This is a genomic window from Leptolyngbya sp. NIES-2104 (assembly GCF_001485215.1).
Classification (GTDB): Bacteria; Cyanobacteriota; Cyanobacteriia; order Leptolyngbyales; family Leptolyngbyaceae; genus Leptolyngbya.
This window is the reverse complement of record NZ_BBWW01000001.1, coordinates 4,694,812-4,721,326: the sequence shown is the minus strand read 5'-3', so window position 1 is coordinate 4,721,326 and position 26,515 is coordinate 4,694,812. Positions and strand designations below refer to the sequence as shown.

Sequence of the window (26,515 nt, the reverse complement as noted above, 5' to 3'; positions counted from 1 at the left end):
ATTGAGTAGCGCTCATTTTGATGCAGTGGTTGAAAACTTGGTCGCAACCCTAAAATCGCTTGGTGTTTCAGATGAACTGATCGGGGAAGTCGGCGCGATCGCGGCTTCTCATGCCACTAAACGAGAAGTCCTGAACGAACTGGCATAGTGACGTTTGAAAAATTTTCTTGCTCCGCTTAATATTCTTGAAGCGTAGGTAGATTCTCGGTACTGATCCGGATCAAAACCATTAATCGCGGAAAACTAGAAACAGGAGCGGTAGTAAAAGCTACGTGAAGACAATGCGGATCTTTGTGTAAAGTCTTGATGAAGTGACACAGGTTACACTGAGTCTTCACGGATTTCATTACGATCGCCATACTTTGACCTTGCCCCGGTCGAGTCCGATTCCTATCTAATTGATGTTCCTGAAGTCTGGGGTTGAGGAGTGCTGAAACCATGAATGCTGGATCGATTTATCAAAGTCGCGGAATTACGCCAGAAGAACAGCGACTTTATGATCATTTACTAAATCTGGTTCAAACTGAATCGCCTCAAGCCTTGAACGAGCGGTTTCGCCTCTTGTTTGTCGAAGGAACTGGCTATCCAGACCTCGCTTTTCAGCAAGACCTCGATCGCTTAATTCAGTCCAGCACTTCCGCGCAAGAATTTCGTTTTATCCTGAATCGCTGCTGCCATATTCTGATCAACCGCTGGCAGTCTCGCCCTCAACATCAGAGCGCGATCGCAGAACTGATTTCTTCATTCGACTCGACTCCGACCCGTCCAGTTACCGCAGATTTTGGTCGATCGCGCATCATCAAACAGCAGCGCACTCTCATTCAGGAGTTTCAACAAACTGAGCAATATCTCACTCTCAAACGTCTCGCAACCGTTCTACAGCCCGCGCCGACCGAAACCGAGTCGTTTGACACGCTCATCCGTCGCTATCCTTATCTGTACGAACATTGCCTTGTCGCTGAGGGAACCCCTGACATTCAACAAGTTTCGATCCGACAACTTCAAGCCGATCGACAAAAGCAATTCGAGATTGACCTGTCTAAATATGTGACTTATCAGGTACGGCGTAATTCTAGCGATCGTGAAATTCACCCGGTACAGAATCCAACTCTGTTAGACGATCGCTCTCTCAGTGCTGCACTTCATCAATTCACCGGAAAAGTAAACGGAAACGATACCTGCCGCGAGGTGGCACAGCGATTTTTAACCCATTGCCAGGAAGTTCGATCGTACAAAGAATTCAAAGCTGAGCTATACCACTACCTCACAAATAGTGTGAATCCCGCCTACGGAAAGCGCCATTTCAATCAGCAACTTGGCAACTTATTAATCAATACTTATCCACAAAGCGACTCACAGCCGCTCACCGATTTCCTCATGGTGCGGACTTGCAGCCAATTGTTAAACTTCCTCGTTGTCGAGAGCGTCCATCGACCCCAGCATTTTGTTTTTGTCGATCTCCTCTCGAATTTAGGGGCGACTTCAACCACGCAGCTTTTACTTCAAATTGTTCTACTGTGTCGGCGGGTGAAGCCTTATTTAGAAAAGCGATTTTCGATCTTATTTCATCACTATGAAAGCTACAGTCGCGATCGCGTTCAGTGGCTGATTGCCGCAATGGAAAACCTACAACTCGCACTCAGTACAAACTTCAGCGCTTTGAATCTGTGTTTTGTGAATCAGTTAATGCGCTCTTAGATGAGATTTGTGCTAACCTTCATGATGGTAGGTTGCGCGTTCTTTAAGAAGCTGTGCATACTTGTTCTGTACAAGAACAGCCGTGTGGACAGCGATTTTTAGTCCGTTGGAATCTACAAATCTGAATTTAATTGGAGGATCAAGCATGACCCAAGTGGTTTTAGGAGAAAACGAAGGCATCGATTCAGCGTTGCGCCGCTTTAAGCGCCAAGTCTCAAAAGCTGGAATTTTGGCAGATCTGCGATCGCACCGTCATTTTGAAACCCCGCTGGAAAAGCGCAAGCGCAAAGCGATCGTCGCCCGACGCAATCGCCGCTACCGCTAACGGTATCAGTCGATTCTTGTCATAAGGATCGATTTTTTGGTCTCAGACCGTTTATCGGCAGCATTGCTAGGATGTGAGGAGTGCAGATTACTTCTCCCGTGAATTTATGACTGACTCCATTTCCGATACTGGCAAACCTTTGGATGAGGAGCTAGACGAAGCGATCTCCGGATTCGATGAGATCCAAGCTGAGCTAAATTATCGACAGGCTCAAACGACGCTACGGGAGCTAGTTGAAAATCTCGATTTAACTGATCAAGAGCGATCGGGGCTGGAGTCAGAAATTCACGGACTAGGGACGATGCTAGAAAAGCTCGATCGTCTCGTGGTTCAAATCGCAGCCTTTGGAATGGTCGGGCGCGGTAAGTCTTCGTTACTCAATGCGTTACTCGGTCAGCAAATTTTTGAAACAGGCGCAATTCATGGCGTGACGCGATCGCAGCAATCCGCTCAGTGGACTGTGGCAACTGAAGCGATCGAGGGCAGCGATCAAGAAATCCTGCGCGTCAAACTCCCCAGTACTACCAACTCTCAAATCGAATTAATTGACACTCCTGGAATCGATGAAGTCAACGGCGAAGCCAGAGAAGCCTTAGCGCGTCAAGTTGCTCAACAAGCCGATCTCTTACTCTTTATTGTTTCCGGTGACATCACCAAAGTCGAATTTCAAGCACTCTCAGAACTGCGCGAAGTTGGGAAACCGATCATTTTAGTGTTCAACAAGATTGATCAATACCCCGATGCCGATCGCATGAGCATCTATCAAAAAATCCGCGATGAGCGCGTCAAAGAACTGCTCTCACCCGATGAAATCGTGATGGCGGCGGCTTCTCCACTAGTTGCACGAGCGGTCAAACGTCCTGATGGTCGCATGTCCCCGCAAATGATTAGAACAGAACCGCAAGTTCAAGATCTCAAACTGAAAATCCTTGAAGTCTTGCATCGAGAAGGAAAATCTTTAGTTGCCCTGAATTCGATGCTGTTTGCAGATGACGTTCACGATCGCTTACTCCAGCGCAAACTCTCCATTCGCGAACAAAACGCCAATCGCGTGATTTGGAACGGTGTGATGACGAAAGCGATCGCAACTGCGGTTAATCCAATCATGGTTCTCGATATCATCAGCAGTGCCGCGATCGATGTTGCAATGATCATGAGCTTATCGAAGCTCTACGGCATCCACATGACTCAACAAGGTGCAATCAAATTGTTGCAGCGTATTGCGATCGCGATGGGTGGCATTAGCGCGACTGAATTGTTGACGAACTTGGGATTGAGTTCGCTGAAAGGCTTGTTAGGGTTATCGGCTCCGGCAACGGGGGGATTGTCGATCGCGCCTTATCTATCGGTGGCTTTGACTCAGGGCGCGGTGGCGGGGGTTTCGACTTATGCGATCGCTCAAGTAACCAAAGCGTATCTTGCCAATGATGCCTCTTGGGGCACAGAAAGCCCGAAAGCGGTTGTGACGAGAATTTTGGCTTCGTTGGATGAGGATTCGATTATGAATCGCATTAAAGATGAGCTTCGGGCAAAGCTCGATCTTCACGATCGACAAGCGAAAGCAAGTCAGTCAAATGCGAAATAGCTTTTGGTTACGCGATCGCTGTTCCACATCAATACATTTACCCGATATAGAACTTTCTTCAAAAGAAGATTTCTAGCAGAGGAGATACCAACTTTAATGATCAACAAGTGATCCGAAAAATATTGCTCCAAATCTGATTGCCTGAAGTGACACGCCCATCCGATGCGCTGAAAGAGAGAGAAGCACCCATGACACAACTAATCGATTGCTGAAAATTTAGTGCTCCATCTGATTCTGAACTTTGTGAGTATGTAAAATAGCTCTGAGGCTGATTTGTATCTACAACGCGAATAGAAATTGTTGTACTTGCTAAAAACCCAGATCCTGTCACTACAAACTTGCCATCTTTCTTCGTGACTGAAATTTGCGGATTTGGAGAACCCGCTGGTAGTTTCCCTCCAGATGATTGGTTCTTGAGTTCTGCAATCTCTTGCTTAAGTCGCTGATTTTCCTGTTCTAGTGTTTGCACTCGCCCTTCTAGTCCTTGCACTCGTCCTACAAGATTTCCCAACGATTGTATCTGTGAGAAAAGAGCATTGATATTTCTGCCTTGAACAACCAAGTTATCTGTAACCTCAACATTGCCGATAAATTTCCCAGCAAGTCCACCACCAAAACTTTGTCCCTGTACGGCAATACCATCAGTGCTCTCACCGCGAACCCCAAAACCAGAACCGACGCTGTTACCATATACCCCAGTCCCAGTCGGATCAGTAGAGTGTCCAAAAACTCCTTGCTGAATACTCTCACCATACACACCTGCACTCTGACGGAAAACACGATCGCTTCCGCCTAGTAGTCCTAAACTCTTTTTAGAGTGGCTAACCCCAACAACTCCTGATCCCTTGTCAGCCGTTACACCTCGTAGTGATGGGTGTTGAGCGGCATCCAATGCAGGAGCTTTAATCTGAATATCGTCTTCTAGAAGTCCGTCTGGCATAAATTACCCTCTTTGGTTATCTAATAAAACTTTGGCATTATGTGACTGCTCTCTGCCATTACCCTCACGGGTAAGATTTTTCCAAGGCTCATAGAATTCGTGCAGTTGGCGAAATCGTCGATCGCTAATTTCTGGTATCTCAGGACTGTCCACTAACGGCTCCACACCCAATCACAGCCATATCGTTTCTGACAGCGATAAGCCTGCACTTGATAGCCTTTTGGAATCGGTTGATTTTCCAGTTGCAGCAGATTTGTATTAGATGAAACTACAGCTTTGCAAGTTCGATCAATGCCACCACCTGACCATGATCCGATTGCCAATCTTCGACCTCATCTTTGCTCAGCGTTTCATCAATTAGATGATCATTGAACACTGAAACATATCCCACTCGACCCACGCGATCGCGGTTCTGCTCAACAAATTCTTGGCTCACCAAAATGTGATCGAGGCTCCCATAATGTCCGTTGTGGATGTGGGTGTAGTAGAAATCGCCATAGCTTTGACGTGCCTGAATATCTTTGACGTGATAGAGCAACACATCCCACACCGCTTTTTTGCGCTCGATCGACAATCTTCTAAACGGCGGCTCACCCGAAATCAATTGTGTCGTCACAGCTAAGCTTTCATCATTCAAATCGCCCATTGCAATCACTGGATGATTGTTCCCTTGCATCAGATTGATCAAAATTGATCGCAGTGCAACGGATTCTGCCGATCGACGAATCAGCGATCGAACTTGTCCCTTTGCTTGCTCTAATGGATCATTCGGATCAGCCCCTTCTGCTATGTCTGGTCGCTTCGATTTCAGATGCGCCACAACAAATGTGCATTCCACACCTTCTCGAAGTTCAACTCGAACACACAGCACCGGACGCGAGAACTGTTTTAGCGCTAACTCTTCCCCTTCAATTTTGAGCAATGCAGCTTCGGGAAAATCAGCGATCGCTTCATGGCTGATTATCGGGAAACGAGACGCGATCGCAACAGAGGGTGTAGTCGTTTGTTCCTTCGCGAGAACGACATTGGCATCTTTAAGAAATTCGCTTTGGTCGATCGCATCTTGGAGCGCTTGCTGCTGCCAAACTTCCTGAAATCCCACAACGTCAGCTTTCATCGAATCAAGCTGATGCCCAATCCATCGAATCTTCTTAGCATAAACGGATTCGCTGTATTTCTGATTGTAGAAAGGAACGTTTGCCAGCGATAGATTGTAGACGTTAAACGTTCCAACCTTGAAACTATTCTGAGTCATCGAATGAACCCTCAAGCATTTGTGCAGTTGTACACGAGGGTTTTAATTTTGGCAGGTGTTTTAGCCGACATTGAGGAAGTTTATTGCCCGATCGCGCTACTTATTGCGATAACTTTCCTTACGATGTCTGCAACTCAATATCGTGATAGACAACGCTTCATCGTCAATCTCGTAACGTATTCGGTAATTCCCAACCCTGAGCCGATACTCGCTCTCAGATCCCTTCAGCTTCTTGACTCCATCAGGGCGAGCATCATCTGTCAGCAATAAAATTTTCTCAACTAGCCTTTCTCGAACGTCAGTCGGTAATTTATCAAGCTGCTTTCCAACAGCTTTTGGCACATTGACAGCATAGCTCATGTTTCGCGCTCAGAGCGTTGAGCAGCATATTCCTGAATTGTTTGATAATTACCTTCTCGATAATCCTTTCGAGCCTCCTCTACCTCCGCCAACACTTCTGGATCGTTTTCTAAGTCCTCCTCTGTCTCGAAGATAGCGTCTTCTAAAATATCAGCTAGTTTCCGCTTGTCTTCTAGGCTTAATGAAGTGACAGCCTCAATTAGCGATTCAAATGAAACTTGGAGATTGACGATCGACATATTGATTTCATTGAAAGCTGAGTTAGTCAATTCTAGCGCGAGAGCCAATAGACCTACTCTGTGTCTACTTTAGCAGAATCAATTTCACCACGATCGTCGAGCAAGTTTGCCGTAATTAAACGAGCTGCACCACGACTTGTCCAATATGAACTGTGAGCGTCGGCAAGTCCAACCCCCATAGCAGCGTGAGCTTGACCAAAAGTACGAGCCGCCTTCTCCGCTCCATTTCTATCCGCCCAAATATACTTATCGCGGAAAAAGAAGTTTGGCATTAATCTAGCATTCATCGCCGATTGAAGGGGATAGGCAATAATGTCAGAAGCATGAATGATGTTAATCCAGCGAAGTTCACTAGGTTGATACTGAGAAGCAAAGGCTTTCACTTTTTCTGGTTGAACATCCAGCATCATATTGAAAAACAGCACTGGAGATCCCATAGTTGTAATACTTTTAAGCCGCATCCTAGAAGTATTTACAGAAGCGTCAGGAACTTGAATCAGTTCACGAATGGTATGAGCTGGATCACCCTCTGAAAAGCGATCAGAAAATAGGACATCCCAAAGCACTACTGTACCGAGTGAATGAGCAATGATATGCAGTTCTTCATCTTGAGGTAGATGTTGTAGAAATTTACGAAGCTGTTCTGCAATGATCCCCCTTACGTCTCTGCCACGTTCTGTGTTGAAATACGTTAAAACATCTCCAAAAAAATCAGAAATGAAATCTTCTCGAAATTCCTGATATCTGAAAACATCCTTCGTGTCCAGGTGCGGGTAATTTTTCTTAAGTTCCTTCAGGTCTTGATGTACCCAGTTCCACAGCCTGCCCTTCTCATTTACAACAGTGCCCCAGAAGCTTCCGTAAAAATATGGAAGTTGCTTGTCTCTGTTAGAAAACTCCTCCTTCAAGAGAGTCTGTAAACGCTTTGAATAAGCAGCATCTTTAGTCGCAACACCATGAATGAAAAATACTTGCATAGCAGAAGGGGCTTGAGATTGACAGACTAATTGTTCCCTTCTTGAATTGCAATTTCCCCTTCAAACCAAAAATCCCCCACCCGAAGGCGAGGGATTTCCTTATTTATCTACCACAGTCAGTCGGATCAACCGAACTTACCAGCGGTCGCTGCAATCAGGAAGGCTGCATACGTCAGCACATACCCAGCGGCGAAGTGAACCAAACCGACTAACCGACCTTGAACGATCGACAATGCAACTGGCTTATCCTTAAAGCGAATTAAGTTCGCTAACGGAGTGCGCTCATGTGCCCACACCAGCGTTTCGATCAATTCTTGCCAGTAGCCACGCCACGAGATCAAGAACATAAATCCAGTCGCCCAGACCAGGTGCCCGAAGAGGAACATCCAAGCCCAAACCGCCAGGTTATTCATGCCATACGGGTTGTAGCCGTTGATCAGCGGAGCCGAATACTGCCAGAGGTAGTCACGCAGCCAACCCATCAGATAGGTCGAGCTTTCGTTAAACTGAGCCACGTTACCAGACCAGATCGACAGATGTTTCCAGTGCCAGTAGAACGTAACCCAACCGATCGTATTCAACATCCAGAACATCGCCAGATAGAAGGAGTCCCATGCGGAGATATCGCAAGTACCACCACGACCCGGACCATCACAAGGGAAGGCATATCCGAAGTCTTTCTTATCAGGCATCAGTTTCGATCCACGAGCATCCAACGCGCCCTTGACCAAGACCAAGGTGGTGGTGTGCAGACCGAGCGCGATCGCATGGTGAACTAAGAAGTCACCAGGTCCGATCGTCAAGAACAGCGAGTTCACGCCGCTATTGATTCCATCCAACCAACCGGGCAGATAAGCTGCACCAGAGTTAGACGCGATGCTGTCAGCGTTCGACAGTAAGGTATTGAAACCGTACAGTGCCTTACCGTGAGCAGCTTGAACGAACTGTGCGAACACAGGCTCGATCAGGATTTGTTTCTCAGGAGTACCGAACGCAACGACGACATCGTTGTGGACGTACAGACCGAGAGTATGGAAGCCCAAGAAGAGCGACACCCAGCTTAAGTGCGAGATGATGGCTTCCTTGTGTCCCAAGATTCGTGCAAGCACGTTGTTTTTGTTTTGGTCTGGGTCGTAATCACGAACCCAGAAGATCGCGCCGTGTGCAAATGCTCCAACCATCAGGAAGCCTGCAATGTACTGGTGATGAGTGTACAGTGCTGCTTGAGTGGTGAAGTCCTTCGCCATGAACGCATAAGGCGGCATCGAGTACATGTGTTGTGCCACCAGAGAAGTCACCGTTCCCAAAGCACCCAGGGCAAGACCCAATTGGAAGTGCAGCGAGTTGTTTACGGTGTCATACAATCCGGTGTGACCGTCACCCAAACCACCCGCAGGCGGCTTGTGTGCGTTCAGAATGTCCCGAATGCTGTGACCGATTCCAAAGTTGGTGCGGTACATATGACCCGCCACGATGAAGATTACCGCGATCGCTAAGTGGTGATGAGCCATGTCGGTCAACCACAGCGATTCTGTTTGCGGATGGAATCCACCGAGGAAAGTCAAGATCGCAGAACCCGATCCTTGCGCCGTTCCGAAGATATGGTTTGCGGTATCCGGATTTTCGGAATACGCGCTCCAGTTACCAGAGAAGAACGGTCCCAACCCTGCCGGGTGCGGCATCGTGGTCAGGAAGTTATCCCAGCCCACATGCTGTCCGCGAGATTCGGGAATCGCAACGTGAATCAAGTGACCTGCCCAAGCCAGCGAACTGACTCCGAACAATCCAGCCAAGTGGTGGTTCAGGCGCGATTCAGCGTTCTTGAACCAAGCCAAACTCGGACGGAATTTCGGCTGGAGGTGCAACCAACCTGCGAACAGGAGGACTGCCGACAGAATCAGCAAGAAGATCGAACCTTGATACAGGTCGCCGTTCGTTCTCATGCCGATCGTGTACCACCAGTGATACAGACCAGAGTAGGTAATGTTGACAGGATAGTTCGCGCCGCCTTGGGTAAAGGCTTCCACGGCAGGCTTACCGAACTGAGGGTCCCAAATCGCGTGAGCGATCGGGCGAATGTTGAGCGGATCTTTGATCCATTGCTCGAAGTTGCCTTGCCAAGCAACGTGGAACAGATTACCAGATGTCCACAAGAAGATGATTGCCAAGTGACCGAAGTGGGTGGCGAAAAGCTTTTGGTAAAGCTTCTCTTCCGTCATTCCGTCGTGGCTCTCAAAGTCGTGAGCGGTGGCAATTCCGTACCAAATCCGACGAGTTGTGGGATCTTGGGCAAGGTCTTGACTAAATTTTGGGAACTTAGTTGCCATAGCTGTTTGTTAATCCTCGCTCATCCGATTGAAATTGATCGAGCTAGGAAGAATGCCCATGTTGTGACGATTCCACCTAATAGGTAGTGAGCAACGCCCACAGCACGTCCTTGAATGATGCTTAATGCACGCGGCTGAATTGCAGGTGCAACTTTCAGCTTGTTGTGTGCCCAAACGATCGATTCGATCAGTTCTTGCCAGTAGCCACGTCCGCTAAACAGGAACATCAAGCTGAATGCCCAAACAAAGTGAGCGCCCAGGAACAGAAGTCCGTAAGCAGACAGTGCCGAACCGTAAGATCCAATCACCTGTGCCGCTTGTGCCCACAAGAAGTCGCGCAACCAGCCGTTAATGGTAATCGCACTTTGAGCGAAGTTACCGCCCGTGACGTGATCAACCGTTCCATCCGGTGCAACCGTACCCCAGACATCCGACTGCATTTTCCACGAGAAGTGGAAGATCGCGATCGATAAGGAGTTGTACATCCAGAACAGACCGAGGAACACGTGATCCCATCCAGACACTTGGCAAGTACCGCCACGACCCGGACCATCGCACGGGAAGCGGAAACCAAGGTTAGCTTTATCAGGAATCAAGCGTGAGCTACGTGCAAACAGCACACCTTTAAGCAAGATGAGGACTGTGACGTGAATCGTGAAGGCATGAATATGGTGAACCATAAAGTCCGCCGTACCCAAGGCGATCGGCATCATGGCAACTTTGCCACCGACTGCGATCGTTCCACCACCGAAAGCGTAACTAGCCGGAGCCAATGCGTTCGGAGCGGTTCCACCCGGAGCCAGCGTGTGGAGGTTTTGAATCCACTGCGCGAACACGGGCTGAAGTTGAATTGCGGTATCCGAGAACATATCTTGAGGACGACCCAAAGCGCGCATCGTGTCGTTGTGCACGTACAGACCGAAGCTATGGAAGCCCAAGAAGATACAAACCCAGTTCAAGTGGGAAATGATGGCATCCCGGTGACGCAGAACGCGATCGAGGTTGTTGTTTTGATTCGCAACCGGATCGTAGTCGCGCACCATAAAGATTGCTGCGTGAGCCGCACCACCGACGATGAAGAATCCACCGATCCACATGTGGTGCGTGAAGATTGACAACTGCGTTGCGTAGTCGGTTGCCAAGTAGGGATAAGGAGGCATCGCGTACATGTGCTGCGCCACGATGATGCTCAACGAACCAACCATTGCTAAGTTGATCGCGAGTTGAGCGTGCCAAGAAGTGGTCAGGTTTTCGTACAGCCCCTTGTGACCTTCTCCGGTGAACGGTCCTTTATGCGCCTCAAGGATTTCCTTGATGTTGTGACCGATACCCCAGTTGGTGCGGTACATGTGTCCGGCGATGAGGAACAACACAGCGATCGCCAAGTGGTGATGCGCGGTATCGGTCAGCCAGAGTCCGCCCGTGACCGGGTTTAATCCACCTTTAAAGGTGAGGAAGTCAGCATATTCGCCCCAGTTGAGGGTAAAGAAAGGAATAAGACCTTTTGCGAAGCTGGGATAGATGTCTGCCATCAATTGGGGGTTCAGGATGAACTCGTGAGGCAGAGGAATCTTGTCCGCAGGGACACCGCGATCCAGGAGTTCGTTAATCGGCAGTGCGACGTGGATCTGGTGTCCAGCCCACGACAGCGAACCGAGTCCGAACAAGCCGGAAAGGTGGTGATTCAGCATCGACTCCACGTTCTGGAACCATTCCAGTTTGGGAGCGCGCTTGTGGTAGTGGAACCAGCCCGCAAACAGCATCAAGCCAGCCATGACTAAGCCGCCGATCGCGGTGACATAAAGCTGGAAGCTGTTTGTGAAGCCAGCCGCTCTCCACAGTTGGAAGAATCCAGAAGTGATTTGAATTCCGTGGAAGCCGCCGCCGACATCCGCGTTAAGGATTTCTTGTCCGAAGATAGGCCAAACAACCTGAGCACTGGGTTTAATTCCAGTGGGGTTGGCGAGCCACGCTTCGTAGTTTGAAAACTTAGCGCCGTGGAAGTACATTCCACTCAACCAAATGAACACAACGGCTAAGTGACCGAAGTGTGCGCTAAAAATTTTGCGAGAAACGTCTTCTAAGTCGCTTGTATGGCTATCGAAATCGTGAGCGTTGGCGTGAAGGTTCCAAATCCAGGTGGTGGTTTTGGGTCCTTTCGACAGGGTTCGATCGAAGTGTCCCGGCTGCCCCCACTTCTCAAAGGAAGTAGGAACGGGATCTTTATCAACGACGACCCGTGCCTTCGCCTCGCGCTCCGGTGGGCTAATTGTCATTGAGACTCTCCTCTCTCTAGACAAGGAACGAGGTATTCCCCCTATCCGGCGACTGGTCTCAAACCCTTCTGTTAAGTCCTAGCTACACGGTATGACTGAGGTATTAGACCTAGTGGGTGTGTAACGGTCGGGCTTGGTCTGAGCGTCCAGCTTGGCTCCCGTGTTTTGGGATGTTGCCTTCGTGGGTTCTCAATGGGTCATTATAGGTCTTTCATGAAAACGTTTTTGAAGGTTATTTACAATAATTCAAAGTTCAGGATTTCTTGACTCTGCTTGGATTACAGCGTTCATAGAGGAATAAAAAGTCAAGAGGTTGTTGATTAACTTTACATTGCTCAAGGATTGGAAATTACTATTCAATCGATTGGGTATGATTGATATTTTTTGATCTTATTGTTAATAAATCGTTGCAGAAGTGGCTGAGGGGGAGCGATCGAGCCGTCGCTCGCCCCATTTTTACAGAAATCACTGATTTAGAAGATTTCAAGGATTCCGTAATAGACGCAAGCACCCGCACCAACGAGATACACAAACCACGTTAAGAAGAAGCCGATCGCACGACCCGGAGAGGGTCCATAAGTTTTGATCAAACCCCAAGCATGAGCGATTCGACCGAGCGTCAACGTCCCACCGAGCAGCCAAAGTAGCCAACGTTGCGAGTCCGCCAATTCAAGCGTCAAGATGAACAGCAGTGCTAGAGGCGTATATTCAATGAAGTTTCCGAAGGCTCTGACTTTTCGCTGGAGTAAACCGTCATCTTTATCTTTAGTTGAGACGCTTTTTTGCGTATACGTTTCGATAAAGGCTGCCCATTTTCCAGGTTTTTCAAGGTAGTTCGGCTGGTTTGAAATATCCGATCGCGTTTCTCCATGCCAAACTCTCGTGCTTGTCCTTTCCATTACGACGATGCAAGACAGCGCGAAAGCAATGAGTCCATTGAGTCCAATAAAGAGGGTTGAAACTGGAACAGGATTACTCATCTCTCATACTATGAGACAGTACATAGGCAACTGTAGCAGGGGAAGTGCGGGGATTTATTGCGATCGCGCTCTTGTGTCCTGAATTTTCCGCTATAGTGCCGAAGGGAAAGCGTGTTTGATGGGGAGAAATATCTAGTGTTTGGGATCATGCGCTGGCGCGGGACGGCTAGAACTCTTTCAGTCTCATTAGTCTTGGCAATGCTACTTAATCTGAGTGCGGTTGCTCCCGGTTGGGCAGCCCCGAAAAAAGCAGGGAAGATCTCGGAAGCCTCGCCGCCAGAGGTGATTCAGCAATTAAAGCCACTATTGGATAAGTATCAGCCGCAGGTATCGATCGTTTCTCCTCGATCCAATGAAGTGCTGGACGATAATACCGTTTCGGTCAAGTTCAACGTTAAAGATCTACCTTTATATAAAGATCAGAAATTAGGCTTGGGTCCTCATCTTCATGTATTTCTAGATGATCAGCCGTATCAAGCGGTTTACGATGTCAGTCAGCCTGTCGTATTCAAAGATTTAGCAGCGGGAACTCATACAATTCGAGCGCTTGCGGGTCGTCCTTGGCACGAAAGCTTTAAGAATGATGGGGCGTTCGCTCAAGTGACATTCCACGTATTTACAAAAACGCCTAACAATAATCCTGATCCAAAACTGCCGCTACTAACCTATAGCCGTCCACAAGCAACGTATGGAGCGGAGCCAGTTCTATTAGATTTCTATTTGACCAATGCACCGTTGCACATTGTTGCTCAGGAAGACGATAAGGATGATGTCGCGGATTGGCGCGTGAAAGTAACGGTGAATGGTGATAGTTTTACCGTCGATCGATGGCAGCCCATTTATCTAAAAGGCTTCAAACCGGGTAAGAATTGGGTTCAACTCGAATACATTGACGAGAAAGGGAATTCGGTTCCAAACGTTTACAACAACACCGCGAGAGTTTTCAATTACGAGCCGAACGGACAGGATACGTTGTCGAAACTTGTCCGGGGTGAGATTTCGTTTGATCAGGCGGTGTCGATCGTTGAGCCAAACTACAAGCCAGCCCCCGAACCCGTCGCGCCGACTCCCGAACCGACTCCCGTTCTAGTTGCGCCACTTGTAGAAGAAAAGCCGGAAGCGAAAGAAACTCCGAAACCCGTTGAAGAAGCTCCGAAACCTGTTGAGGCTCCAAAAGCTCCGGGTGGTTTCTTCAATCGATTTAAGCATTCTGAACCCAAGCCGACTCCAGAAGCATCGCCTGAACCGGAGAAAGAGATCGAAGCTCCAACGACGATCGCGCCTGAGCCAGAAGCTCCGGTAGAAAAACCGAAAGGGGGATTCTTCGATCGATTCAAACGTTCGTCTCCGCCTGTCATCGAGCCGAGTCCTGAACCTGAAATCATTGAAGAACCAACAGAAGAGCCGAAACAGCCTGAAGTGATTACACCCGTTGTGCCTGTCGCTCCAGCGGTTCAAGCACCAGGGGGATTCTTTAATCGATTTAAGCGTCCGAACGTTGCGCCTGTGGTGCCACCTGTCGTGGAGGAAGAGCCGTCCGTTGAGCCTTCTATTGCGGAACCTGAAGAAGAGAAAGCACCGGAACCGATTCAAACCGCTCCAGAAGTGGAAGAAGCACCGAAGCCGAATATTTTTGAGCGCTTTAAACGTCCTGAATCAAAAGCGCCCGTTGTTCTTCCTTCCCCAACGCCAATTCCTGATGATTTAGCGGCTCCGGAAGCTCCCGCACCCGTTGAAGTTGAACCTGTTGAAGTTAAGCCTGCTCCAGAGATTAAGGAAACACCGAAGTCGAGTATTTTCGATCGGTTGAAACGCCCCGAATCGAAACCGTCGATCGTGCCTCCTGATTCGACCCCAGCGATCGAAACACCAGTAGAAATCGCACCGAGCGAATCTCCAATTCGGGAAGAAAAGCCTCCCATCGTTGAGGAACCTGCACCCTCTGACTTTGAGCCGCAAACTGAGCTTGAACGCCGATTAGGAATGCCACTGAAGCCGCGCATTTCTCAACCTGTGACTACTCCGGAGCCTGCGTTATCCTCGGAGAGTGCCCAATAGCAAGCTCTCATGGTTCGCGCTCCAGAGTTTCCAAATGATTTAGCTTGGTTGAATGTGAATCGTCCTCTGTCTCTCAAAGAGTTCAGAGGGCGAATTGTTTTGCTCGATTTTTGGACTTATGGCTGCATTAATTGCATTCATAGCCTGCCCGATTTGAAGTATTTAGAGCAAAAAAATGGCGATCGCTTAACCATCCTCAGCATCCACTCAGCAAAATTCGAGAATGAGAACGCGATCGACAATATTCGCCAAGCAATTCTTCGATATGAGATTGAGCACCCGGTTTTAGTCGATCGAGATTTCAAAGTTTGGCAATCGTATGCAGTTCGGGCTTATCCGACGTTTGTTCTGATTGATCCGAAAGGTTATATTGTGACCTCGATCGCAGGCGAAGGAAGACGCGATTTGCTCGACCGATTAATTCAGGAATTGATTGAGAAAAATACGATCGAGCCTCAATTCTTATCATTTGAACTTGAGAAATTTCCAATTTCACCTTTAGCATTTCCTGGAAAAGTTTTAGCAAAAGACGATCGCTTATTTATTGCTGACTCAGGACACCATCGAATTGTAATTAGTTCGATCGAGGGCGAAATCTTCGATATTATCGGCACTGGAAGCGCAGGATTAACCGATGGAGAATTCGAGCAAGCACAGTTTTCAACGCCGCAAGGAATGACGATCGATAATCATCTCTTGTATGTAGCAGACACGGGAAATCATGCGATCCGATGTGTGGATTTAGAGGCTAAAACTGTTTGTACGATCGCTGGGACTGGGAACCAAAGCAGAATCATTTATCCGCATGGTGGCAAGGCGCTAGAAGTTGATTTGAATTCACCTTGGGATTTGGAGAAAATTGGCGATCGTATTTTCATCACAATGGCAGGCGCACATCAACTCTGGGAACTGTGCGGCGATAAGATTCAAACATTCGCGGGCACTGGAGCCGAAGCAAGTTTCGATGGAGCGATTCAAGGAGCGGCATTTGCTCAACCGAGTGGAATCACAACAAATGGAAAAGAGTTATTTATAGCAGATAGTGAAACGAGTTCGATTCGATCAATTGACCTACAAACAAATCAAGTAAAAACGATCTGCGGTGGTGGAGATTTGTATAACTTTGGTGATGTTGATGGAATCGGAGAAACAGCGAGATTACAACATTGTTTAGATATTGAATTTAGTGGAAATCTCTGGATTACAGATACTTATAATCACAAAATTAAACGAATTGATTCAAATGGATTTTGTCAAACAGTTGTAAATTCTCTGAATGAGCCGTCTGGAATTAGCGCGACAGAAACGCATTTATATATTGCTGATACAAATAATCATGTGATTCGGAAATTGGATTTAGCGACTTTAGAAATAATAGCGATCGACTTCCCGAATCTCTGCGCTCCGATGATCTGCTTTCCGCATTAAAAAAGGCGCTCCGAAGAACGCCCCTCACTTATCAGAGAAAACTTCTACTGTGCGTTTTGGCGATACCAATCGATCGTATTTTTCAATCCTTGCTCAAAGCCGACTTCAGCCGTAAATCCGAAGCGCTCTTTCGCTCGTTCAGTATCTAAACAACGACGCGGTTGACCATTCGGCTTGTCAGTTTCCCAAACAATCTCGCCTTTGAACTCCATCAAGTCGCATAGCAGCGTAATCAAATCACGAATCGAAATTTCCTCGCCCGTACCCAAATTCACTGGATCAGGATCACTAAATTTTTGAGTCGCAACTACAATTCCTCGTGCCGCATCATCGACATAGAGAAATTCGCGGGTTGGACTACCATCACCCCAAACTGGAAGCTGGGATAATCCTTGCTGTTGTGCCTCATGCACTTTCCGAACCAATGCCGGAATCACGTGAGAACTACGCGGATCAAAATTGTCTCCAGGTCCGTACAGATTCACAGGCAGCAAGTAGATCCCATCGAATTCGTACTGTTGACGATACGACTGAAGCTGCACCAAAAGCGCTTTCTTGGCGATGCCATACGGCGCATTGGTTTCTTCGGGGTAGCCGTTCCAGATGTCATCTTCCTTAAATGGAACAGGTGTGAATTTGGGATACGCACAAATCGTTCCTGCACAAACGAACTTCTGTACACCTGCCTCGTAAGCAGCATGAATGAGTTGCGTTCCCATCATCAAGTTGTCATAGAACAACTCAGCAGGTTTTTCGCGATTTAGACCGATGCCCCCAACGTGCGCCGCTAAATGAATCACAACATCTTGCTGATCCACCGCACGCTGGCAATTTTCCATCTTGCGGAGATCAAAATCTTGCGATCGCGGCACCGTAATCTTTTGTGGATCAGCCCCCGCTTCACACAGTTGGTGAACCACTTGACGACCGAGAAACCCTGCTCCACCTGTCACCAGAATGCGCTTGTTTTGGAGATCTAAAGTTGTTGAGGTCATGGCTTAGTTTCAGTAAGTTTTCCTAAAAAGACACCCCAATCAAACTTTGGCGAATCGTTGCGTAGTCTGCGACTTTCGATTCTCCGTTGCCGTTCGTGTTAATTCCTAACGCTTGCAGGTCAGCATCCACCATCAGATGCACTAACTCTTCAAACGTCACAGACGGTTCCCAGTTCAAAAGCTTTTTCGCTTTCGCTGGATCACCGATCAGCAGATCGACTTCTGCCGGACGTAGATAGCGCTCATCGAATTCAACGTAATCGTGCCAGTCAAGATTCACCCGTCCGAAGGCGATATCGAGAAATTCGTGAACTGAATGAGTTTCACCCGTTGCCACGACATAATCATCAGGCTGGTCTTGCTGTAACATCAACCACATCGCCCGGACATAATCCTTGGCATAACCCCAGTCGCGTTTTGCATCAAGGTTGCCCATGTAGAGCTTCTTCTGTTGTCCAGCCACGATTCGAGCGACAGCGCGAGTGATCTTCCGGGTCACGAACGTTTCACCACGACGAGGAGATTCATGATTAAACAGGATGCCGTTACACGCGAACATATTGTAGGATTCGCGGTAGTTTACAGTTTGCCAGTGAGCGAACACTTTCGCGCAGGCGTAAGGGCTACGAGGATAAAACGGTGTTTCTTCGGTTTGAGGAACGGCTTGCACCTTTCCGTACATTTCAGAAGAACCCGCTTGATAGTAGCGAACTTCTAACCCGGTGCGTTGCTGATAGTCACGAGCCGCTTCGAGAATTCTCAGTGCGCCCATTCCGACGGCATCAGCGGTGTATTCAGGAGCATCGAAACTGACTCGGACGTGAGACTGTGCGCCTAGGTTGTAGATTTCTTGCGGTTGAACTTCTTCGAGAATGCGGCGTAAGGTCGTACCGTCTGTGAGATCGCCGTAGTGTAAAAAGAGCCGCGCCCCTTCAACGTGCGGGTCTTCGTAGATGTGATCAATACGATCGGTATTGAAGGTGGAAGTCCGGCGAATGATGCCGTGAACTTCGTAGCCTTGTTCTAGTAATAACTCTCCTAAGTATGAGCCATCTTGACCTGTGATACCTGTTAACAGTGCACGTTTACGTTGCGTCATTCTTTGCTTTCCTCACCTGCAATTACAGAGACGGTTAGAGATTGTCGATGCTGAGCTGGTTCATACGGTCTGGATTAGAGCACACGAAACAAGCTGTTCCTAGTTAACCCTAAGCTCAGCACAAATAACACCCAACCTTACCGCGAAAGGTTCAGTTTGTGTGTCAAGATTCCGTGGACTTGAGAAGAAGTTTTGCTGAAGCAAAACTTGCAAATCTCTATGGCTATTCCAGCTTTTGACGACAAGACTGCTTAGATCGAGAAGCAATCTGTCAAACTGCTAAACCTTACAACAGCGATCGAGGGTATCCGGATCACTGCATAAATTTAAAGTTCCGGTTTAGTAAGCTCCGTTGTTTTTCGGGAAGATGACAACCCCGATCGTTTTGAAGACAATCCACAGATCGAGCCAGAAGTTTCGGAAGCTGGCGTAATACACATCAATGCGGATGCGCTGTGGATAAGGAATGTCATTGCGTCCTGACACTTGCCATAAGCCCGTGATTCCAGGACGGATGGTGAGGACAGTTTCGATGTGGCTCCCGTACTTCGGCAGTTCTTCGACGACGAGCGGTCGAGGTCCGACGACGCTCATATCACCCACAAGGACGTTCCAGAATTGGGGAAACTCGTCTAGGCTGGTAATTCGCAAGAAGCGACCGATCCAGGTAATTCGGGGATCGTATTTCAGTTTGAAATTCGTTTCAAATTCGTGACGCATTTGAGGTGAAGAATTCATCAGATCGAGCAGCAGCTCGTCTGCATTTCGCACCATTGTTCTGAACTTGATGCAGCCAAAGCGTTTGAAATTTTTTCCGACCCGTTCCTGCACGTAGAAGATTGGACCTGGAGAACTCAGGGCAATCAGCAGTGCCAAAATTAAGTAAATCGGAGAAAAAAGAATGAGAACGGAGAGCGAAAACACAATATCGAATAGACGTTTGGCAAAATCGCCGTCAAGCGCATCCCAAGTATTGAGAATAAAGGGTTTTCCGCGCTTGAAGATCGACCGAATCCGCTTGCCGGGGACAAATTGGCTATCGGCAGTCATCTTACTCCTTACTGTTCCACACCACACACAGTCCTGATCATAAAGCCATAGACTCTTTTAGCGTTAAATTTGCTCCCGAATTCGGAAGTATTTTTAGCGAATTGGGTCGTTTTTGAAATCAATCCGGGTTTGAAATTCTTGATAGGCTCGATCGATAAATTCAAGATACCGCTGTTTAAACAAATCTGGATGAAATTTGAGCGAGTGCGATCGCGCATTTTCGGGATGAAAATGGGATCGGTGTTGCTCAAAAGCATGGACGGCTTCAACGATCGCGGCTTCTGTTTGATTTGAGAACAGAATGCCCGTTCCATCTTGAGATGTTCGTAAGTCTCTCACAGTTTCTGCCGTTCCGCCTGCACCGTAGGCAATAACTGGAGTTCCGCAGGCTTGCGCTTCTACGGGCGCGATCCCAAAATCTTCGTAGGCGGCATAAATAAACGCTTTGGCTTGTTTCATATACTGCTCTACAACGTGATCCGGTTGCCATCCTAAAATTTGAATATTCGGTTTAGCAATCTGTTGAATTTGCTTTAATTCGGCTCCACTTCCAATCACTACTAATGGAAGATTTAGCTGATTGAATGCTTGAACAATTAACGGGATTTTTTTATAGCCAACCAGACGTGAAACGGTGAGATAAAAGTCTTGTTTTTGCGCTTCAAATGGAAAGCGATCGACATTTACAGGCGGATAAATTACTTCTGCGGAACGTCGATAACAGCGCCAAATTCTTCGAGCCGTATGTTGAGAATTGGCGATAAAATAATCAACTCGATTCGATGCAATTACATCCCATTGTCGTAATTGATGCAGGAGATATCGCGTAAAAATACCCGGAATTCCGCGACCTGCACGACTATTACGGAGATACTCGAAGGTCATATCCCACACATAGCGCATCGGAGCATGACAATAACAAATATGAAGTTGATTCGGTGCCGTGATCACACCTTTCGCAACCGCATGATACGAGGACAAAATAACGTCGTATTCGTGCAGATCAAGTTGTTCGATCGCGATCGGTAAAAAGGGCAGATATTTCTGAACTCCATTTCGCGCAAGGGGAAATTTTTGGAGAAATGTTGTACCAATCTTTCGTTGGTATAAGTAACTTTTCGGATTCGTCGATTCAAAGTCGATGAGTGCATATAAATCGGCATCAATATGTTTCAAAATTTCTTGCACGACGAGTTCTGATCCGCCTGTCGCTTTCGGGGTCAGCCATTCATGCACTAATGCGTACTTTAAATTCACAGCGAAGTTCTTCCAAGATCACGCACAAATTCTATCGTTCTCCGTCCTTGATTTGAGGAAGAAGTCTCAGGGTGTATCATAGCGAACAACAAATTGGAGTTAAATCTGATGACACTCGATCCTTCTCTTATTGGTCAACAGGCAGAATTAGAGCGATTGGGATTTCAAATTTTACAGGCAGAGCAGGACAGAATTGTTGCTGGTCGTCGATCGTTCTATTGGGAATGTTTTCTCACGTATGTCAATTACACAATTTTTGTGCAGCGGGTGGACAAGCTCTCGGCAGCGATGATGATGAACGATCGCGATCGCTTAATTCCAGAATCCAAACAGGTTAACCTCTCCCCAATTCCACGCGGGCTGCAATCTGGAAACGCGGTTCTTGTGGTGTATGTTGCCGATCGCGTTGAGCCGGATGCCCAAGAACTGTGCGAACGACAAGGAAAATTAGGATTCGCTGAGTTTTACGTCCCCGCTGCTTTGGATTTAGAGCGGAATACCGGGTTTCTGATTCAGAAAACGCCAGCTTGGGGAGCCGTTTATTATCCAAGATTCCGCTATATTCTGAGTCGGTTGTTGTCGCCTCAAGGCACACCTAATCAAGAGCCATTATCGAAATTGGGAATCGTCATGAGCGCGATCGCATTCGGATTTCCGATCGTCTGCCTCGCCCTCATGCTCTTGATCTTAGTACTGGGATGATTTCGGCTCGGTGATTCTCATTCTTGAAACCAATTTCGCCACGATAAACACGATTAGAAACAGGCAGAACTGAACGAGAACGATACTCGGACCCGATGGAAAATTGAGCGCACCAGAGACAAGCATTCCGACAATGCTGCTTAGACCGCCGATCGCAACTGACCAGCCTAGATAAGGTTTGAATTGATGACTCAATAGTTTCGCAGTCGCAGCGGGAATCACGAGAAAGGCATTGACTAGAAGAATGCCGATCGCTTTAATCGCCACCGCCACCGTTAACGACAGCAACACCACAAACAAATAACGATGAAACTGAATCGAAACCCCTTGAACTTTCGCAACCGCTTGATTCAGCGTTAATAGAATTTGCTGGCGTAGCGTTGCAAGCAAAACGGAAACGCTAACAACTAAAAGCAATGCGGTCAGTGAAATATCTGTCCAAGTCACCGCAAGAATATCACCGAACAGAATGTTAATTAAATTGCCACGATAGCCTTTGATAAAAGTTGTGAGAATTACCCCGATCGCTAATGCCCCAGACAAGACAATATTGAGAATGCTGTCACTCCAAAGATCAGTTTGATCGATCAAGTAAAGAACAGCGACCCCAAATAAAAGCGTGAAAGGTAGCAATGTCCAGGTTGGTTCGACTTGAATCAGAACACCGATCGCGACTCCAACCAGTGCCGCATGTCCGACCGCATGAGAAAAGAACGACAACTGCCGCAGTGCTACAAAACTACCCAAAAAGCCGCACAGTAACCCCATCAGAACGCCTGCAACGATCGCTCTTTGCATGAAAGGATACTGCAATAAATTCATCAAATCAGTGTTGATGTCGGTAGCGGCTAAAACCAGATCCATAAGTTTGAAGCAAATTATCACGAGATAAAGCGATTTCTGGTTCTCCGGTGCAAATCAGCGATCGATTAAGACACAGCACAAAGTCACAGTGTCGATTGACCATATCAAGATCGTGCGAAACCTGCAAGACTGTCCAGTTTTCTTCATGCCGAAGCTCATTCAGCAAGTCAAAAAATTCTGCTTCACCCTGAACATCGACCTCCGCGAACGCTTCATCAAGGACAAGCAATTTTCGAGGAGTCACTAAACAATAGGCAAGCAAAACCCGCTTAAGTTCACCCCCGCTCAAAGTTCCGATCGCTTGATCCCACAAATGATAAGCATTCACTCGCCGTAGCGCTTGAGAGATTGCAGCCTTTTTATATCCGCCGCTTTGACCTAAAGCGACTAGTTCAGCAACAGAAATAGGAAAGCTGCGATCGAAAATGAAATTCTGCGGCATGTAACCGATTTGCGATCGCAAATTTCCCAAGCGACGAACCGGACGACCGAGAATCTCGATCGATCCAGATGCCTTTGGGATTAGATCTAAAATTGCCTGCACGAGCGTACTTTTTCCTGAGCCATTTGGACCGACGATCGCGGCTGAACTTCCAGTAGGAATCTCAAACGAAACATTTTCTAACGCGACATACCGTCCTCTTAGAACGGTCAATCCTTCTACTTTGACGATCGGGCTAATCACTTGAACGCTTCTTCTAAGGTTTGTAAGTTGGCTCTCATTGCCGTGAAATAATGCTGAGGATCAGTTTGTCCAGCTTCCAAAGAATCCAATGGACGAAGCTTCACATTGAGATCTTTAGAAAGACCATCGAGCAGCTTGTTATCGACTCCAGGTTCACTAAAGAGCGCTTTTGCCTGGAATTGTTTTACGGTGTCGATCGTTTCTTTTACATCTGCCGGAGAGAGTTGATCTTCGGGAATTTCAACCACTGCAACTTGTTTGAGGTTGTAACGTTGCGCGAGATAGGGGAAGGCATCGTGAAACGTGATGAACGTGCGATCGCGAAATTTTCCTAATCGCTGCTCAAATTCCTGATTCAAGGTCGCCAATTGTTGGAGATAAGCCGCAGCGTTTGCCTCATATTTTGCTTTGTTGTCTGGATCGGCTGCACTCAATCCATCGCGAATATTTTCGACTTGCTGTTTTGCCAAAACCGGATCAAGCCAAACGTGCGGATTTCCTTCAGCATGATCGTGACTATGTTCTTTTCCAGTTTGAACAACTTGAGACAGTTCACCGACGGGTTTAATTCCCTGACTCGCATCGACAATTTTGAGCTTCGGATTTTGAGCACTCTTGATGGTGTTGTCCAGAAATTCCTCCATTCCCAAACCGTTTTTCACGACGACATTGCTTTCTGACAGCGTTCTCACATCGGCAGGCGTGGATTGATAATCATGCACCTCTGTTCCAGGCTTGATCAAAATATCGACTCGGGCAGCATCTCCCGCGACTGCTTTCGTAAACAGGTATATCGGCAGGAACGTAGCAACGACACGCAATCGATTTTCTGTATTTGCAGCGGGAGAGGGGCTGACAGCAGGAGAAGACTGGGCTTGAGGCGAGGTGGATTGTCCGCAGCTTATGAGAAATGCGCCAAAAGCAGCCCCAGAAACAAAGAGCGTCGCGGCAAAGAGTCTGACAAGCGGAGAATGATTTGGATTCCTTCTCATAGTGGAAAACATGCCGAGTGGAAAGACACATTCTATCCTACATTGAGAATGAGTCTCATTTTCCTGATTTACTTTGTTTTAAGATTAGAGGGTGATTGAAAAGTGTGAAAAGTCTTTTCGCTTCGATTGCCCTCCGCCCTGAAATGAATTTCGGGCTAATCGGCGCAAGTCCTTTGAAAAGGACTAAGAGACTGAAACTGCCTCCCAGTCTACTGAAGTAGACTTTCCACCGTTAGCCCGAAATTCATTTCAGGGCGGGACGTTGCAACGAACAACTTTTCAAACATCCTTTTAGAGCAGTGCGTATTATTAACTACATTGATGATCGGGTTTATTGATTTCAATGCTGTGGATCGTTGGAAAATCTATTCTTCAGTAGTCACATCCGTTACAATTGGCATCAACTTGTTACTGATATAAATAAAAGAGCCAACTTTTCTGCAAAGCTGGCTCTGGATCAACCTGTTGTCGTTTCACATTGGAGAAAACCCTTCTGCGCGTTTCCCAACTTGCAGCGGGTTCCATAAGGTAATAATCCCTATCTGCTGAACATTGTAACAACATACACAAAACTTTTGTCACGAAACTTCATGGTTCTCGGGCATATTTCCTACTAATGGTAGATTCGATTCGTGAAAAGTTTAACTGATAGGTTTAGTCTCGATCGCGATTTCTCTGCCCCGCTGCGGTTGTCCCCAAATAACCCGCTCTTGTTTGTAGATCACGGTTCCAGGCTTTGCGCCCTTCGGTTTGTAGACGTGCTTCGGCTCCGTGTAAATCACCGGAACTTGTTCGCTTTGACGAGCGCGACTGTGATAAGCCGCTAAATTTGCTGTGAATTGAAGATCAGTTTCGTCTGCGATCGTGCCCGGTTCCAATCTCAGCAAGACGTGACTGCCCGGAATTTCCTGAGTGTGAAACCACAAATCGTATTCGGTCGCGGTTCGGAAGGTGAGTTGATCATTTTGGCGATTGTTTCGTCCAACTAGAAGCTCGAAGCCGTTCGGCGTTTTGTAGCGGTACGGCTGAATTTCGGAATCTTGTTGAGTAGCAGCTTTTCGATATTCCGAACCTTCGAGATAGCCTTCTTGCACGAGTTCATCGCGGATTTCTTCGAGTCCTTTGAGATCATCTGGCGTTTCGTATTTCTCAAATTGAGCGATCGCGGTTTCAATCTCTTCTAAATAAGTGACTTCAGTTTGAACGTTCGCAAGCAAAGGTTCGATCGCTGCACGAGTCCGCTTCAATTTCTGATGTTGCTTGTAGAATCCTTGAGCGTTCAGGACTGCATTTTTCTCAGGGTCAAGCGGGATTTTCACAGGTTCACCCGTTTCAAAATCAGCAAGCTTGATCGCCTTCATGCCGGGTTCCCATTGGTGCAGATTCGCCATTAATAGATCAGCTTGCTGTTTTGCTTGGTCAGCCCGATCAGAGCGATCCAATCGGCTCTCAAACTCTGCGGCTTTCGATCGCAGTTTCCCCAAAACGTTGTTGAGCTTCTGAGTAATTTGGTGTCTCAGTTGAGTGAATTCTTGCTGATTTAACTGATCGCGATAATAGCGATCGATCATTTTCTGAACGCTGACCGAATCGTCGCCCCAAATCACGGTATAGCCTTGTGATGTGAATCCGGGGTGAAATTGTTCTTTGTCGATCGCGCTTAACCAAAACTGCCAGCATTCAAATAATTGTTTCCAGTCTGAATCTGTCAGCGTCTCAGTCGATCGATTCGGATCTAATTCTGCTTTTTCCAACATGGACAGAACGAGTGCAGAACTCAGACCCCGGTAAGATTTGACAAGATTTTTGCGAATCGAATCAGGAACGAGACTGATCCGCGATCGCCATTTTTCTATAGTTTCTTGTAAGTTTGGGGCTGGATCAAGTCGAGCGGGCGGAAGCTCATAGGGTTGACCTGTTTGAATCGGGCGTACACTCGACTGATTTGAGCTAACTTGATGCGCTGCGGTCACGATCGCATTCTCTTGATTCACCAAAATCGCGTTGCTATATTGCCCCATGATCTCGACATAGAGATGCCACAGAGCAGGTTCACCCGGACGCTGTGCGAATTGTAAATCGATCGCTCTTTCCCACGGTGAAACAGGTTGGATATCCACTAACGCGAGTCCCCCTAATTGATGCCGCAATTGCTGACTGAAGGTAAACGTATCGGGATCGCGTGGAGGCGGATCGCTCATGTGAATTCTGGCGGCTTGGGGATGCCATGAAAGCGCGAGCCAGCCGCGTTTCTTTAGAGTTCGGAGCGCTAAGAGAACGGTGAAGCGATCGCGTTGATAGGCTTGCTCGAATCGGGCGGGGAGCCACTGCGATCGTAATTCCGCACAAATCGCCATCAGCGTTGTGTAATCTACTGGCTGCATCGTTTACCTCGTCTCTATTGCAATTAGCGCGGCACAATC

Annotated in this window: 24 protein-coding genes; 7 read left to right on the top strand and 17 right to left on the bottom strand. The window is 47.5% G+C overall.

All coding sequences use genetic code 11. The features are described 5' to 3' along the window. The first annotated feature begins 1 nt into the window (after position 1). The 4 genes from NIES2104_RS33575 (at position 2) to NIES2104_RS22705 (ending at position 3,608) form a co-directional block, all read left to right on the top strand. Positions 2 to 148: a hypothetical protein gene (locus NIES2104_RS33575; protein ID WP_263971016.1), complete on the top strand. Its 147-nt coding sequence runs from the start codon at positions 2 to 4 to the stop codon at positions 146 to 148. Positions 149 to 438: 290 nt separating this feature from the next. Then, positions 439 to 1,698, top strand: a complete 1,260-nt coding sequence (locus NIES2104_RS22715) for a hypothetical protein (RefSeq protein WP_059000530.1) — start codon at positions 439 to 441, stop codon at positions 1,696 to 1,698. Between the two features lie 145 nt (positions 1,699 to 1,843). Further along, entirely contained in the window at positions 1,844 to 2,023 is a 180-nt protein-coding gene (gene rpsU / locus NIES2104_RS22710; protein WP_017291035.1) for a 30S ribosomal protein S21, read from the top strand. A 106-nt stretch (positions 2,024 to 2,129) separates the two neighbouring features. Further along, on the top strand, positions 2,130 to 3,608 hold the full coding sequence (locus tag NIES2104_RS22705; RefSeq protein WP_059000529.1) for a GTP-binding protein: 1,479 nt from the start codon (positions 2,130 to 2,132) through the stop codon (positions 3,606 to 3,608). A 100-nt stretch (positions 3,609 to 3,708) separates the two neighbouring features. Here NIES2104_RS22705 and NIES2104_RS22700 read toward each other — a convergent pair whose 3' ends face one another. The 9 genes from NIES2104_RS22700 to NIES2104_RS22665 form a co-directional block, all read right to left on the bottom strand. Then, entirely contained in the window at positions 3,709 to 4,548 is an 840-nt protein-coding gene (locus NIES2104_RS22700; protein WP_059000528.1) for a hypothetical protein, read from the bottom strand. A 3-nt stretch (positions 4,549 to 4,551) separates the two neighbouring features. After that, positions 4,552 to 4,701 carry a hypothetical protein gene (locus tag NIES2104_RS32470; RefSeq protein WP_192843620.1) on the bottom strand — a complete coding sequence of 50 codons (150 nt, stop codon included), beginning with the start codon at positions 4,699 to 4,701 and terminating at the stop codon, positions 4,552 to 4,554. A 115-nt stretch (positions 4,702 to 4,816) separates the two neighbouring features. Further along, a complete protein-coding gene (locus tag NIES2104_RS22695) occupies positions 4,817 to 5,803 on the bottom strand; it encodes an endonuclease/exonuclease/phosphatase family protein (RefSeq protein ID WP_059000527.1) in 987 nt (328 codons plus the stop codon). A 96-nt stretch (positions 5,804 to 5,899) separates the two neighbouring features. Beyond that, on the bottom strand, positions 5,900 to 6,163 hold the full coding sequence (locus NIES2104_RS22690) for a type II toxin-antitoxin system RelE/ParE family toxin (protein WP_059000526.1): 264 nt from the start codon (positions 6,161 to 6,163) through the stop codon (positions 5,900 to 5,902). Then, positions 6,160 to 6,402, bottom strand: a complete 243-nt coding sequence (locus NIES2104_RS22685; protein WP_059000525.1) for a hypothetical protein — start codon at positions 6,400 to 6,402, stop codon at positions 6,160 to 6,162. Before NIES2104_RS22685 ends, NIES2104_RS22690 begins: the two co-directional genes overlap by 4 nt. Positions 6,403 to 6,455: 53 nt before the next feature. Then, positions 6,456 to 7,379, bottom strand: a complete 924-nt coding sequence (locus tag NIES2104_RS22680; protein WP_059000524.1) for a hypothetical protein — start codon at positions 7,377 to 7,379, stop codon at positions 6,456 to 6,458. A gap of 125 nt (positions 7,380 to 7,504) precedes the next feature. Then, the gene (gene psaB / locus NIES2104_RS22675) at positions 7,505 to 9,706 is read right to left on the bottom strand and encodes a photosystem I core protein PsaB (RefSeq protein WP_059000523.1); all 2,202 of its coding nucleotides are present in this window, start codon (positions 9,704 to 9,706) and stop codon (positions 7,505 to 7,507) included. Between the two features lie 20 nt (positions 9,707 to 9,726). Next, entirely contained in the window at positions 9,727 to 11,982 is a 2,256-nt protein-coding gene (gene psaA, locus NIES2104_RS22670) for a photosystem I core protein PsaA (RefSeq protein ID WP_059000522.1), read from the bottom strand. 473 nt (positions 11,983 to 12,455) lie between these two features. Next, complete coding sequence (locus NIES2104_RS22665; RefSeq protein ID WP_059000521.1) at positions 12,456 to 12,962, bottom strand: MAPEG family protein; 507 nt, start codon at positions 12,960 to 12,962, stop codon at positions 12,456 to 12,458. 198 nt (positions 12,963 to 13,160) lie between these two features. On the opposite strand from NIES2104_RS22665, the gene NIES2104_RS22660 reads away from it, so the two are divergent. After that, the gene (locus NIES2104_RS22660) at positions 13,161 to 15,020 is read left to right on the top strand and encodes a hypothetical protein (protein ID WP_156427024.1); all 1,860 of its coding nucleotides are present in this window, start codon (positions 13,161 to 13,163) and stop codon (positions 15,018 to 15,020) included. 9 nt (positions 15,021 to 15,029) lie between these two features. Then, complete coding sequence (locus tag NIES2104_RS22655; RefSeq protein WP_059000519.1) at positions 15,030 to 16,448, top strand: thioredoxin-like domain-containing protein; 1,419 nt, start codon at positions 15,030 to 15,032, stop codon at positions 16,446 to 16,448. 44 nt (positions 16,449 to 16,492) lie between these two features. On the opposite strand, the gene NIES2104_RS22650 is transcribed toward NIES2104_RS22655, so the two are convergent. The 4 genes from NIES2104_RS22650 to NIES2104_RS22635 form a co-directional block, all read right to left on the bottom strand. Then, positions 16,493 to 17,443 (bottom strand): GDP-L-fucose synthase, encoded by a 951-nt coding sequence (locus tag NIES2104_RS22650; RefSeq protein WP_059000518.1) that lies wholly within the window; start codon positions 17,441 to 17,443, stop codon positions 16,493 to 16,495. A gap of 22 nt (positions 17,444 to 17,465) precedes the next feature. Beyond that, positions 17,466 to 18,542 (bottom strand): GDP-mannose 4,6-dehydratase, encoded by a 1,077-nt coding sequence (gene gmd, locus NIES2104_RS22645; protein WP_059000517.1) that lies wholly within the window; start codon positions 18,540 to 18,542, stop codon positions 17,466 to 17,468. Positions 18,543 to 18,881: 339 nt separating this feature from the next. Next, entirely contained in the window at positions 18,882 to 19,592 is a 711-nt protein-coding gene (locus NIES2104_RS22640) for a sugar transferase (RefSeq protein WP_059000516.1), read from the bottom strand. Positions 19,593 to 19,685: 93 nt separating this feature from the next. Further along, positions 19,686 to 20,849 (bottom strand): glycosyltransferase, encoded by a 1,164-nt coding sequence (locus NIES2104_RS22635; protein ID WP_059000515.1) that lies wholly within the window; start codon positions 20,847 to 20,849, stop codon positions 19,686 to 19,688. Positions 20,850 to 20,957: 108 nt separating this feature from the next. On the opposite strand from NIES2104_RS22635, the gene NIES2104_RS22630 reads away from it, so the two are divergent. After that, positions 20,958 to 21,551 carry a hypothetical protein gene (locus tag NIES2104_RS22630; protein ID WP_059000514.1) on the top strand — a complete coding sequence of 198 codons (594 nt, stop codon included), beginning with the start codon at positions 20,958 to 20,960 and terminating at the stop codon, positions 21,549 to 21,551. Here NIES2104_RS22630 and NIES2104_RS22625 read toward each other — a convergent pair. The 4 genes from NIES2104_RS22625 to NIES2104_RS22610 all read right to left on the bottom strand — a co-directional run bounded on the left by NIES2104_RS22625 (position 21,537) and on the right by NIES2104_RS22610 (position 26,476). Then, entirely contained in the window at positions 21,537 to 22,415 is an 879-nt protein-coding gene (locus NIES2104_RS22625) for a metal ABC transporter permease (RefSeq protein ID WP_059000513.1), read from the bottom strand. The genes NIES2104_RS22630 and NIES2104_RS22625 overlap by 15 nt on opposite strands. Beyond that, positions 22,378 to 23,100 (bottom strand): metal ABC transporter ATP-binding protein, encoded by a 723-nt coding sequence (locus NIES2104_RS22620; protein WP_059000512.1) that lies wholly within the window; start codon positions 23,098 to 23,100, stop codon positions 22,378 to 22,380. The genes NIES2104_RS22625 and NIES2104_RS22620 overlap by 38 nt, the downstream gene beginning before the upstream one ends. Continuing rightward, positions 23,097 to 24,092: a metal ABC transporter substrate-binding protein gene (locus NIES2104_RS22615; protein WP_192843619.1), complete on the bottom strand. Its 996-nt coding sequence runs from the start codon at positions 24,090 to 24,092 to the stop codon at positions 23,097 to 23,099. The genes NIES2104_RS22620 and NIES2104_RS22615 overlap by 4 nt, the downstream gene beginning before the upstream one ends. A gap of 641 nt (positions 24,093 to 24,733) precedes the next feature. Beyond that, complete coding sequence (locus tag NIES2104_RS22610; protein WP_059000511.1) at positions 24,734 to 26,476, bottom strand: NFACT family protein; 1,743 nt, start codon at positions 26,474 to 26,476, stop codon at positions 24,734 to 24,736. Positions 26,477 to 26,515: the final 39 nt, after the last annotated feature.